The organism is Citrobacter sp. Ce104, assembly GCF_030334595.1.
Classification (GTDB): Bacteria; Pseudomonadota; Gammaproteobacteria; order Enterobacterales; family Enterobacteriaceae; genus Citrobacter; species Citrobacter europaeus.
Genome location: NZ_JAOWDP010000050.1, coordinates 36,541 through 49,042, shown reverse-complemented (window position 1 = coordinate 49,042; position 12,502 = coordinate 36,541). Strand labels below are relative to the sequence as shown.

Sequence of the window (12,502 nt, the reverse complement as noted above, 5' to 3'; positions counted from 1 at the left end):
ACCGGCCAGTCTATCCACGGATTCCAGCTGCTGCGGTGATGTTCGTAAATATAGACTTTCTGCCGCTTACGGTTTAGGCGTACAGGCGTACCGCGGGGAACATATGAATTCATTCGAATGCTCCATACAAACATCGAAGAAAAAAAAATAAAAAAACAAATTTGAATAATTAATATATGATACAACCCCAAAAAAAATGTAAAAAAGCAAACAAGCATCGCCAAAAATGATATGAATATAATAACCCCACCCATGCCCCATGATATCTGATTCTCATAACGGGGGATTTCCAGCCAGGTATCATTCTTTTCATTCAGCCAGATAGCATTGGGTTCAACATCGTGCTCCAGCCACTGAACCGGCAGATCCTCCTGCCATCTTTCCGCCTGCGGGATCAGTACGGAACGGCGATAAAAAGGTTTTTTGGGGCGTTGCGTTTCAACGTTTGCTGTATGCTGTTTCTTTTTTTTATTGTCAGAGGCGGACAGTGATGCGCGACGCTTTACTTTATTGCCTGGTTTTTTAGCCATGTGATTATATTCATCCTTTTACATTAAGCGTTAATGAAAGCACATCCTCAACATTATATTTATTTTTCCAGTAGCTCACCGTTAACACTGCCCTATTGTATGAAAACGATGAAACCCATCCGCCATTTTTAATAATCAGAAAACTGTTATCTTCATCCGTTTCATGCTCAATATAACCTTTAAAAAAATACTCGACTTCATTATGATATTTATCATCCTGACCAGGGAACATTTCATGCGATTCTGACGTCACTGATAGTGCATTACCATCAGCAGCAAATGCCTGCAGTTGATATTCATAGGCAGATAATTCACTATTATAACCGGGTAACGTAATATTGGACTCAATTTGTCGGTAGGTTCCTCCACCACCAGGAATAGACGAGAGTGTGCTAAAGGCGACCTGAACCCGCATACCGGAGATAATTGCGTTATAATCGGCTAAGGCGCTGTTTAAATCCTCCAGACTCGTAGCCTGCCAGGGAATATCATCTTCTTCGCGACGAAGACCAAAGCAGCAACGCCGCAGCCAGATTTCAATCGGCGTACTACGTAGTTGCTCCCCCCTAAGAGCTAATACAGCGCCTAAAAAAATTAACGCTAATGCCAGTCCTGCGGGTCCCAATAATAAAAAATCACCTGCAGATGCGCTTATTGTGGCAATAAGACCGCCTAAAGCAGTTGCCTCTGAGGATAAAAGAAAAAATAACGCAGCCTTGCTGTCTCCAGCCTTCATTGAATCCAGAACTTTGAAACATACTCTTATCCCATCCACTATCGAAGCAACCCCGGCCAGAACACCACCCGCTCTAATGAGTATATGGACATCCTTACCCAACACTTGCCAGAGGCCTTTTTTCGTTAACATTCGTCCAAAACCGGCGATTTCCGTTGCCGCGCTGGCGATCATCAGATAGTTCGTTAACTGCTTAAATTTACCGTCGGTAAACTGAAGTGCTCGGTTATTTTCCCAGAGATCGTAAGTCTGGAATGCCAGCATGGCCGTAGACAGCACCATACCTATAGCATTACCGCTCACCAATCGCCCGGTTCGTTCACTGATGATGTTGCTGCGAATATTTTCCCATTGCGACGCATCCACCGTGCGCAGAGAGGACTCGGTTTTATCCAGCAATGAAAGTGACGATATACGGAGTTCACTGGCAAAATTGCCGACATGTGATTGGTGAGTAATCGGCGCATTTGTTACTGATGAAGGACTCACTCCGGACTTACGCAGCGGTTTAAAAAGGTTTTCTAAAGCAACCATACTGCTGAGTTGCATATTAATCCGCTGGCCCAGCAACTCGTTGTCCGTGATCGCCAACAAATATCCTACGGCTGAACGCGTGCTTGTCACGCCTCCCTGACGAATCGTGCCACTAAACGGGGATGAATTTTTGGCAACCTCCATGCCCAGGCGCGTGCCATATTCCTGATAAAACTGCTGGAACTCTCTTATGGTCATCGATAAGGAAAAAAGCGTCACCGTTTGCCCCGTGGCGACATACCCAGCCCCCTGAAGCATGCGTATGACCCCGTGTCGGGTCGCATCATCCAGTTTGTCAATTCCCCGACTAAACGCGCCATTCATCGCCAGAATACGGGTGTTAAACATCGCCTGGATTCTGTCGCTTTTTAGCGTATTACCGATTTCATCCGCACCAACAATAACTTTCAAATAAGAATAGCCGCTTAGCCCGCTGTAGATGCTGCTGTAATCATCAGTGCTATATCCTAGCAGTCCTTTATATACAGGACTGTTAGTGTCGCCGAACCATGTACACCACACATCACGGGTACTATCATCAATTGCCCCTCCCTGCAGGCAGGTGGTGACCGTCGTGAACTGGCGATACCATTCGAGCAGATCCTGCTGTTTTGAATAGTCATTATCGATAACATATTTCCAGAGAGGCGCGACATACCAGAGAGCTAAATCTTTACCCACATTGTCAATGCGCTGTTGAAGGGATTCCACCTTTTCCTTGTAGGTTTTTGCAAAATCGGCTCGCCCTTTTTCATCATAACTTTGCTGTAAACGCGTAAAGTATTCATCCCACGTCTGGCGGCCAACCTCGTCTTTATCAATACATTCCACACTGTTAGCAGCAGGATACGGGGAAGAGGTATACACACAGCGGGTTTTGCTGTTTTGCTTAATACTCTCTTCCGACCCCGCCAGATAGTTTTCAATTGCCAGGGCGATGATATGTTTGTGCATGGTTTCTGGTTGGCTAATATAATCTTCCATGGCGCTCACCAACTGCAGTTGCCCTGCTTTTAACTCCTGAATAATCCCTACACTGTCTGTGAGGGTAATTGCCACCGGCGGACACTGGTATTGCTGCGTAATGCGATCAACATAATCGCCAAATGAGGTGGACTCATCCTGGCGTGAGTAAAATCCATGCATTCCTCCCTCGGGTTCATTAATCTTCTCCAGCCAGGGATAAAGTAAGGTTGCATATTCAGCCACCTTCTCTTTCAATGATGACAACGCGCTATCGATCGCAAATTCGCCTTTTTCAGCAGACGGCGCGCTTTGCAGACTATCCAGAATAATATGCGTAAAGCGTTCTTCGGACGGTTCTTTTTCATACTGACTTAAAACGTCATCGCTCCAGGGATCGCTGCTAAATGCCAGCCACGCTTCGCTGTATTTTTTGGTATCAAAATTGATAAAACTTCCCGCATTGCAATGCCCTTGCGTGCGACAGGCGCTGCAAAGCGATTCTACCGCATCACATTCAGGCATCAGAGTGGCTTCAAATTGCCGCAATGCGCCTTCTGTTGTAACTTCATAACCCTGCCATGTTTTTTTATCGCCATTGCTTTCTTTAGGCTTTAAAAGTACGTACAGATATCCCATGCGCAACGTTCTTAAGGCATATTTATATTCCCCTCCTTTCAGCGAGGGTGCAGGTTGTGGCTGAATGTTAGGTTGCCAACCAGAAGAGACCATCCCGTTGGGTACAACAGCAATCCGCAGGGGAAGAACCGGAATGCCTTCTCGTTGACACACCTTACAATCTGACGGAATCTGGGCAGACTGATCTGCTGCTGCGGCATTATCTTGAGATTGATCCTTAAGCGACATAAATAAACATTCCTTATTGAACGGTGCTTTGCTGTTCCAGTTCCAGCCAGACTGAATCGGGTAATGTCTGAAGTAACTGCGTCAACAGTAGCGAGGGATTTTCTCTCGCCTGTTGCAGAAGAGACGCAATGGTTGAATGACGGGTTATATCAACGGGAAAATTGAGTGCATTTAGTGCGAGATAAGTTTTATCACGCAACTGATGCAATCCTATTTTACCGACTTCTTTCCAGGCTTGTGCAGCCAGATAAACTGCGTTATCCGGTAGGATCGTTTTCCCATTATCCCAGGCATATAATATGCGCCATATATCCCTGATATTCAGTTGGCCTTCCTGCATTCCCCACGTCAGTTTACCTGCTGTCGTTGCTTCGATGCTGTTCAGGCCGTTGAGTTTTCCCGTATAGGCTATATACCACCAGGTTGAAATTGGCCAAAGAACCTCTTCAATCACAGGAGATAACTGCGTTAGATACAAAAGCTCCATACGCAATGGCTCAAAAAAGGGTAATGAATAACCTGTAGTTATCTGGTCACCAAGAGCTCGGCAATTATCTGCGATCTTTTGCGACAACACCTGAAGCCCACAAGCGCTGCTCAATAGCCCACAAATATAGCGCTTATTATATTTCCGCTCATAGGTTCCATATCTTACAACTTCATTAATCACTGCGGTTGAACACACCTCTCCGGGTGCGGCCAGTAATATCAAATGTGGACAAGATTCCGGAGAGTAGCGAAGATCAGGACGTAGTACGGGTTTGACGTTTTCAGCGCCATATATTTCCTTTAAATTACTTAGGCATAAATCATTTAAAAAAGTGACATTTTTTAACGGATCGACCAGTAAATAGCGATATTCATTTTGGTACCGCCCGTTAAAATCGCTACATATATCATCCGATTGAAACTGTTTATAGTTGCTCACGATTACGTCCGCTCCTTGCAGGTCGCACCGGGAGGAAGTTCCGGGGGCGTATAATTATACGGCTGTGGGATCTGACGATTAAACGTAGCGCTTTTCACATTCACATCACCCAATGTCTTAATGGTCACGCCTGAACGTTCAATAATGAGTGCCGTTTTATCGCATGCTAATGTAATTTTTTTCGCCGTCGAGATATAAACCTCCCCGTCCTTACTTTGTATTTTCATATCTTTCATGGCAGTAAGCTCCATGTTGTCATCTTGCGCCTGTATCTCAACCTTGCCTTTGTTGGCAAAAATCTTAATCCCCAACGTTTTAGCAAACAGACTGATAACCTCCCCGGCAGCGACGGTAAACTTTTTGAACACGCTGAAATCACTGTTTTCAGCCGAGGTCTGAATAAAATTATTACCCGTACTAATTTGAATACTTTCCGGAGATACCTGTGCAATACCCGCAGGTGCGCTCAACAGCAAAGCCGCTTGCTGTAAATCTTTTAGCGACCCTTCCATCAGACTTTTTTGCGCTGCTACTTGTGCCAGCTCTGCGTTGGCCGTTTTCACCGCCTCGCTCAGCGATTGCGCCAGTCCTTGCGCCTGTTGCAGGGTTTCCAGCGCCGCTTTCATTTCAAGCTGTAGGTCCTGCGCCTTTGCCTGCATATCGGCACTGATAAACAGCCCTTGTCCACCGCGTATCGTCCCCCATTTGTCCGTGCGCAGCTCAAACCCTTCCCCCCGTTTCTGCTTGCCGCTGTCCACGATATGACCCAGATTTAGCTGGCTCTTCCCGCCGTACTCCGTCGAGAGCTTGATATGCTCCTGCCCACGGGTGTCATCGAGGCGGAATTTGTTGTTCGTAGGGGTACGCAGGACATTGCGTTTATTGTTGCGGATGGTGACATGGTCAGGATGGGCGGAGTCATGCAGTGCATGGGCGATATATGGCCGGTCCGGATCGCCATTTTCAAACGCAATAGCCACTTCCGTGCCGGCCAGCAGTGGCAGATGAAAACCATAGGTATCTCCAGCATACTGTCTGGCCTGACGCACCCACAGACTTTCGTACCCGGCGGGCCATGTATCGCGGTCAAAGAGTAAATTGACCCGATAGCGTCCGTCTTTATCGATATGCCCGTAGAGATCGCCTGGCTGGGTACTGGTCACCCGTGCAGGCAAAGTGCCCGCCATCACAGGTTTCTCCGGCGAAGGTGCGCGAAAACAGTAACGTTCAGAACAGGGTATTGCCTCAAACTCCAGCGTATAGCTACGGTCACGAGCGGCACGGGTATGAATCGCGGTGATGACCACGCCGTGGGCAAACATATCTGGAGCCTCACCGCCGGTCACCTTCAGCGCCTGGCCAGGCATTAACGTTACGCTGTTGCTGGTGCCCCCCAGTCGCGTCTGCCCGTTCAGATAGCGTTCGTGGCGGATACGGGCATAAAATCCCCCGCTCTCAATCGTCTGCGGGCTACCGGCCTCACGAAAATTATCTGCGTAATGATACGCTTCACCACGGGTAGTTTTGTCGCCCGCAGTGACATCCATCGCGCTGTCCATGTCCCTTTGGGCGTCACGGTAGTTGTAGTCTCGGGTGGTAACCGTGTTTTCAACCACCGAATGCGACGAATTCAGCGCCCATGCGGCTTCAATTGTGCCGTCGTACATACCGGACGGGTGGCGCAGCGGTAGAGTGATTCCCTGTTCATATCCCTGCTGATCGTCGTAAAACTCTATCACCTCAATTTTCAGCCGTGAATCTGCCGCGAAACGGAACCAGATCCCGGTCTCCGCCAGCAACCGTGACAGAAACGTCAGGTCATTCTCGCCGTACTGCATCACCTGTTCGCGACGTGGGTACTCATTATTCAGCTTAAAAACAAAATCCTGACCGCGCAGACCATGACGTTCACGCAGGATTTTTTCCGTAATCTGCGAGACGGACATATCCTGGAAAATCGCGCTCTGATGACTGCGGGAAAGTAGCGCCAGACGGGGTTCCAGTCGCACCTCGTAATGCGTTTCGTCACGTGAGGCAGACAGACACTTAAATGCGGTAATCACCCCATGCAATGTGCGCTGCGGAGTCATCACCGCCATCCCCTGTTCCGGCGGTGCGCACAAGCTGAACGAAGCGTCCTGCATCAATACTGTTTCCGGCGTAATACCATGATTAGTGCTGGTGAACTGAATGTCATACCGAAAAGGCTGGCTGAGATATTCATGTCCTTTGAAAGCCAGAACGTCTGGTTCCACGTCCAGCCCACGAATAGTCAGTTTGTTATGGTTGTGATCAAACAACATTTTGTGCCCTCCTGGCGTTCGGGCACGCTACCGCCCATGGCCGTAACCCTATGCCCATTAAGGTAATACTTCCCCGTTCTCAGTAACCGCGTTGAATGTCCCTACTGATCAACACATGAAATTGGCGAAGCCCAACGTTGCCATTCGCCTGTGTTATGCGGCGAAACTGACCAGTAGTGAGTCAAGCCAGCAGTCCAGCCCCCACCAGAGTAGTCCCACCGCAAACAGGCCCAACATCAGCCGAATTCGGACGTCACGCAGCCATAAACCCAGCGAGCTTCGCGCAGGTAAGGTATTAAGTACCGGCTGTGATTCCTGAAACTGAAAAGCGGGAATATGCGATGTCAGTTCATTGAGTAACGCTGTCCGTGTTGGTGCGTCCGGACTCAGTCCACCGAGAAATCCCAACATCAATACCCGATGGAAACAGATAAGCACCGTTGGTTCCGGTGCCGGCTCGCGCAGAACACCACGCATCCGCTCATACAACGCTTCTCCGGCGTCGAGGGTGTTGAAGTAGTGCGTCTGGAGCGGGGACTGATACCACACCAGACTGGCATCATCCTGTACCTCGCGACTTTTCACCGCCTCATCCAACAGTGCACAACAGGCATAGGTGATGTGCAGAATGTTTTCCTCGGTTAACCCCGCCGTACGCGTCACCTCTCGCACACACGTCACATTATCCGCGCACATCTGCCACAACCGCCGCCCTTCCCCGGTAGCAAACTGCTCCCCCTGCCGTAATCTCACGGTCTGAAGCCAAATATCGGCCAGACATTCATCGACGTTGAAGGTCATGTGCGCAACACCGCAAACAGCTCAAGCTCGAGTTCACCCAACGTGCCCGGTACATAAAATACGCAGATGCCAGAGTCCAGCATTCGCTGGGCCGACGGATGATTGAGATCGAGGGAGAAATACTGATTTTCCAGGCGCAGGGGAATCGCCGCCGGGACGTGAGTTTGCGCTTTCAGCGGGATGCCATTTAGCGCAATATTCACAACCTGGTTTACATCGTCCGGGCTCCCCGCCTTGCATAATTGTGGGAACTGGTTATAAAGCTGCGCAGCTGGCAGGGATGAACGCACCGACAACCAAAAGTCAGCACCTTCACGCAGACGGGGATCGTGTAGTCGGGCGATCCATTGATGCAGACGAAGATCGCGTTCCATATCAATGGCGATGACCCGTGATGGCAGGCTGGTTTCCAACAATCTGTTCAACAACCTGAACAACGGCAAAAACGTGTTGCTTAAATCATCGTGCTGATACAGCGGGATAACGCCAATCTCATGTTCCAGCGAGAACGTCAGCAGCGCCCCCGCCAGCCGCGCCAACTCCTGATACACGCGTTCCGGATGCACCTGTGGGAAACGCTGGTACATCCCCAGGACGGGTTCGGCGGTATTTAGCGCATTGAGCAGCCAAAATAACGAGACGTCTGCTACAGCAAAATCCGCCATCCGCTCATTACTTTCCCGACGCATTGCCATCAAACGGATAATGCGAGCACGCAGTTGCGTCAATAACACCTCTGTCTTGTCGCACAACCCGTGATTACCGTGCATCGCCAGCAGCGGAGGGATGAACGTCCCATCAAGGACATAGTTACCCTGTACGTCTTTTAATATCCGAGCCACCGGGCAGGTGAGGTAATTGGCATTATCCTGAGTTGAAAGCCGTAGCGTGAGTTCATGTTGCATCACCGCCATCGGCTTTATGTCATCATCAAACTGGTTGCGTACATCGCGCCACACCTGGCGGTAACGCACCGGATATTCAGCAATGTCTTCCGGTTGCAGGCAATTACGGTCATTCGAATAAAACTGAGGAAGGGCCAACAGCACTGTGGCTTCGTTTGTCTCCCCCGTCAACGTTAACGTTGGAGGTAGGGCATCCATCTGCTCAGTATCTATCTGAGTACCGTCCTGAAATCGTAAGTTCAGGCAAAGGGGTTTCAGTTGCCCTTGTGTCAGTACTTGTGAATCAAATTCTGCACGCCATACCCCCCACGGATGCATAACGCTCATTTGGGCTATACCCTGGTCATCACGGGAATTAAGCAACGTTTGCTGTTGAAAATACTGGGGAGAAAGGAGGATCCCTTTTGTCCATAGCGGACGAAAAATCTTCATTGCACCTCCTGTGCCATAACATTTTTATTCAAACATCCAGAAATAAAATAGATTAATAAAAATCATTTGTTTTATGATTAATTATATCAATATATATAATTACACACTGAAATAAAAAAATTAAGTCTTAATTAACGATTAAACATTTGGCGCGTTGGCAGTGTGATACTGCTGGTGACGCTTACAGACAGCGCGCTTTTTTTCGTGCAAACGAAAACGTTTCCGCTTATCCTTTGTTTCCGGCAAAAAAGACTATCCTCAGCCGGAGCATATTGATGACTGCACCATCCCAGGTTTTAAAGATCCGCCGCCCAGACGACTGGCATCTTCACTTTCGCGATGGCGACATGTTAAAAACTGTCGTGCCCTATACCAGTGAAGTGTATGGCCGCGCCATTGTCATGCCGAATCTGGCTCCGCCCGTCACCACGGTTGACGCGGCTATCGCTTATCGCCAGCGAATTCTTGACGCGGTACCTGCCGGACACGACTTCACGCCATTAATGACCTGCTACTTAACGGATACGCTGGATCCCAACGAACTGGAACGTGGATTTAACGAAGGCGTTTTCACCGCTGCAAAACTCTATCCGGCCAATGCCACCACCAACTCGACGCATGGCGTAACCTCGATTGACGCCATCATGCCGGTACTGGAAAGGATGGAAAAATTGGGTATGCCGCTGCTGGTGCACGGAGAAGTGACGCATGCGGATATTGATATTTTCGATCGTGAAGCACGCTTTATTGAAACGGTGATGGAACCACTGCGCCAGCGTTTAACTGCGCTGAAGGTGGTGTTCGAGCATATTACGACTAAAGATGCTGCCGACTACGTGCGCGACGGTAACGAGCTTTTGGCTGCGACCATTACGCCACAGCACCTGATGTTTAACCGCAACCACATGCTGGTCGGTGGGATTCGCCCTCACCTGTACTGCCTGCCGATCCTCAAACGTAACGTCCATCAACAGGCGCTGCGAGAGCTGGTTGCCAGCGGGTTTAACCGCGCCTTCCTTGGTACCGACTCTGCGCCGCATGCGCGTCATCGTAAGGAGTCTAGCTGTGGCTGTGCGGGCTGCTTTAATGCGCCGACCGCGCTGGGCAGCTATGCCACCGTGTTTGAAGAGATGAATGCGTTGGCGCATTTCGAAGCCTTCAGCTCACTCAATGGCCCACGGTTCTATGGTTTGCCAGTGAATGAGACCTTTATTGAGCTGGAGCGCGTGGAGCATCAGGTCCCGGAGAGCATTGCACTGGACGATGATACGCTGGTGCCTTTCCTGGGTGGCGAAACGGTACGCTGGTCAGTAAAAAATTAAAATAAGTGTAGCCAACTGAGGTGATTAACTGTATAAATAAACAGTATACTCCACAGGGGGCTACTATGCGTATTGAAGTCACTATTGCTAAAACTTCACCACTACCCGCCGGCGCAATTGACGCGCTGGCAGGTGAACTCTCCCGCCGTATTCAGCACCATTTTCCGGATAACGAAGGTAACGTATCCGTGCGTTATGCTGGCGCAAACAATCTGTCGGTTATTGGTGCGAGCAAAGAAGACAAAGAACGTATCAGCGAGATCCTCCAGGAGACGTGGGAAAGCGCGGATGACTGGTTCATCAATGAATAAATAATGATATGCAGTGATGTTTGTTTGCCGGGTCGCCCCGGCTTTTTTATACACGCCATCTTTAAATCAATAGCGCATTCCTGCTGGCGAACTTATATTTTAATAATCAATCCCTGGTTATCTTTTAACCACAACACCAAAATAATTGTGCAACATGCTAAAAAAAAATGAATAACATGTTGGTTTCTTACTCAGATAACGCTGAAAACAAAAAATTTATGCGCTCCCCTCTTTAAATTTCCAATGAATACCCTTATTTATTGATATACTGAAGTTGCTTCAGAAAAAAACGCATTGAACCTCGAAAACCGTTGTCTAGTAACACGAATTAGGGGGCATGATGGAAAAGAATAATGAAGTCATTCAGACTCATCCGCTTGTAGGATGGGACATCAGCACCGTTGATAGCTATGATGCGCTGATGCTGCGTTTGCACTACCAGACCCCGAATCGTCCGGACCCGGATGGGACTGAAGTTGGTCAAACGCTCTGGTTAACCACAGATGTTGCCAGGCAATTTATTTCGATATTAGAAGCAGGAATCGCCAAAATTGAATCCGGCGATTACCAGGTAAATGAGTATCAGCGACATTAAATCTGATACCTCCAACCATCAAAAGGCACCTTATCGGTGCCTTTCTTATTTCCAGGTTGAATATTCCGGGTCAGTTATTTACCCTGCTACTATCGCGATTGCAGAGAGAAGCGGATGAAATACGACTTAATCATTATTGGCAGCGGTTCGGTAGGCGCCGCAGCCGGATACTATGCCACTCGCGCCGGTCTGAAGGTTCTGATGATCGATGCGCATATGCCCCCGCATCAGCAGGGCAGCCACCACGGCGACACTCGATTAATTCGTCATGCTTATGGCGAAGGCGAAAAATATGTTCCTCTGGTACTGCGGGCGCAGGCATTGTGGGATGAACTGTCCACCCAAAATGAAGAACCGATTTTTGTTCGCTCTGGTGTAATCAACCTCGGCCCGGCAGATTCAACCTTCTTATCGACCGCGGCGCAAAGCGCAAAACAGTGGCAACTCAACGTTGAACAACTGGATGCTGCAGCCATCATGGCGCGCTGGCCGGAGATTCGCGTACCTGAAAACTATATCGGTCTGTTTGAAGCGGAGTCAGGTTTCTTGCGCAGTGAGTTAGCAATTAAAACCTGGATCCGTCTGGCGGAAGAAGCAGGCTGCGCACAGCTATTTAAATGCCCGGTCAGCGCAATTCGTCACGGTGATGATGGCGTCACGGTAGAAACCGCCGACGGTGACTATCACGCGCGAAAAGTGGTGATCAGCGCCGGTACCTGGGTGCAGGCTTTAGTCCCCGAACTACCGATACAGCCCGTGCGCAAGGTGTTCGCATGGTATCAGGCCGATGGACGTTACAGCGTCAAGAATAACTTCCCTGCCTTCACCGGAGAGCTGCCAAATGGCGATCAGTATTACGGTTTCCCGGCAGAAAACGATGAGCTAAAAATTGGCAAGCACAATGGCGGACAGGTAATTCATTCTACAGAAGAGCGTAAGCCGTTTGCCGCTGTTGCCAGCGATGGATCTGAAGCCTTCCCATTCCTGCGCACAATTCTGCCAGGCGTTGGTTGCTGTCTGCACGGTGCGTCCTGCACCTATGATAACTCACCGGATGAAGACTTTATTATTGATACTCTGCCGGAGCATGACAACACGCTAATCATAACCGGGTTGAGCGGACATGGCTTTAAGTTTGCCTCCGTGCTGGGAGAGATTGCGGCAAACTTCGCCCAGGACAAACAGTCTGACTTTGACCTGACCCCCTTCAGGCTAAGCCGTTTTAAGCGATAATAAATGATGGCCTCGTTGGTGAGGCCATTTTTAATGACAGGA

At 49.1% G+C, this 12,502-nt stretch carries 10 protein-coding genes; 4 read left to right on the top strand and 6 right to left on the bottom strand.

The genetic code is table 11. From position 1 onward, the window contains the following. From OGW16_RS04950 to tssK, 6 genes are all read right to left on the bottom strand, one after another. On the bottom strand, positions 1 to 530 hold a 530-nt coding region (locus tag OGW16_RS04950), incomplete at its 3' end, for a DUF6708 domain-containing protein (protein WP_353655692.1). A 10-nt stretch (positions 531 to 540) separates the two neighbouring features. Beyond that, entirely contained in the window at positions 541 to 3,630 is a 3,090-nt protein-coding gene (locus OGW16_RS04945) for a T6SS effector BTH_I2691 family protein (protein ID WP_286518035.1), read from the bottom strand. Between the two features lie 13 nt (positions 3,631 to 3,643). Then, on the bottom strand, positions 3,644 to 4,558 hold the full coding sequence (locus OGW16_RS04940) for a hypothetical protein (RefSeq protein WP_087050867.1): 915 nt from the start codon (positions 4,556 to 4,558) through the stop codon (positions 3,644 to 3,646). A gap of 2 nt (positions 4,559 to 4,560) precedes the next feature. Beyond that, positions 4,561 to 6,861: a type VI secretion system Vgr family protein gene (locus tag OGW16_RS04935; protein WP_286518034.1), complete on the bottom strand. Its 2,301-nt coding sequence runs from the start codon at positions 6,859 to 6,861 to the stop codon at positions 4,561 to 4,563. 153 nt (positions 6,862 to 7,014) lie between these two features. After that, on the bottom strand, positions 7,015 to 7,662 hold the full coding sequence (tssL, locus tag OGW16_RS04930; RefSeq protein ID WP_043015894.1) for a type VI secretion system protein TssL, short form: 648 nt from the start codon (positions 7,660 to 7,662) through the stop codon (positions 7,015 to 7,017). Next, positions 7,659 to 8,999, bottom strand: coding sequence for a type VI secretion system baseplate subunit TssK (tssK, locus tag OGW16_RS04925; RefSeq protein ID WP_181633915.1), 1,341 nt, complete (start codon positions 8,997 to 8,999; stop codon positions 7,659 to 7,661). Before tssK ends, tssL begins: the two co-directional genes overlap by 4 nt. 275 nt (positions 9,000 to 9,274) lie before the next feature. Here tssK and pyrC point away from each other — a divergent pair, with 275 nt between their 5' ends. The 4 genes from pyrC (at position 9,275) to solA (ending at position 12,460) form a co-directional block, all read left to right on the top strand. Next, complete coding sequence (gene pyrC / locus OGW16_RS04920) at positions 9,275 to 10,321, top strand: dihydroorotase (RefSeq protein ID WP_080625399.1); 1,047 nt, start codon at positions 9,275 to 9,277, stop codon at positions 10,319 to 10,321. A gap of 65 nt (positions 10,322 to 10,386) precedes the next feature. After that, positions 10,387 to 10,632 (top strand): DNA damage-inducible protein I, encoded by a 246-nt coding sequence (gene dinI / locus OGW16_RS04915; protein ID WP_043015891.1) that lies wholly within the window; start codon positions 10,387 to 10,389, stop codon positions 10,630 to 10,632. Positions 10,633 to 10,972: 340 nt separating this feature from the next. Then, on the top strand, positions 10,973 to 11,227 hold the full coding sequence (gene bssS, locus OGW16_RS04910) for a biofilm formation regulator BssS (RefSeq protein WP_003036154.1): 255 nt from the start codon (positions 10,973 to 10,975) through the stop codon (positions 11,225 to 11,227). A gap of 114 nt (positions 11,228 to 11,341) precedes the next feature. After that, positions 11,342 to 12,460, top strand: a complete 1,119-nt coding sequence (solA, locus tag OGW16_RS04905; RefSeq protein ID WP_043015890.1) for an N-methyl-L-tryptophan oxidase — start codon at positions 11,342 to 11,344, stop codon at positions 12,458 to 12,460. Positions 12,461 to 12,502 lie beyond the last annotated feature (42 nt).

What these genes read in the sequence shown, in the direction of transcription:
- OGW16_RS04935 (WP_286518034.1), bottom strand. Translation starts at nt 6,861, where the DNA reads ATGTTGTTTGATCACAACCATAACAAACTGACTATTCGTGGGCTGGAC.
- bssS (WP_003036154.1), top strand. Translation starts at nt 10,973, where the DNA reads ATGGAAAAGAATAATGAAGTCATTCAGACTCATCCGCTTGTAGGATGG.
- solA (WP_043015890.1), top strand. Translation starts at nt 11,342, where the DNA reads ATGAAATACGACTTAATCATTATTGGCAGCGGTTCGGTAGGCGCCGCA.
- OGW16_RS04945 (WP_286518035.1), bottom strand. Translation starts at nt 3,630, where the DNA reads ATGTCGCTTAAGGATCAATCTCAAGATAATGCCGCAGCAGCAGATCAG.
- dinI (WP_043015891.1), top strand. Translation starts at nt 10,387, where the DNA reads ATGCGTATTGAAGTCACTATTGCTAAAACTTCACCACTACCCGCCGGC.
- tssK (WP_181633915.1), bottom strand. Translation starts at nt 8,999, where the DNA reads ATGAAGATTTTTCGTCCGCTATGGACAAAAGGGATCCTCCTTTCTCCC.
- pyrC (WP_080625399.1), top strand. Translation starts at nt 9,275, where the DNA reads ATGACTGCACCATCCCAGGTTTTAAAGATCCGCCGCCCAGACGACTGG.
- tssL (WP_043015894.1), bottom strand. Translation starts at nt 7,662, where the DNA reads ATGACCTTCAACGTCGATGAATGTCTGGCCGATATTTGGCTTCAGACC.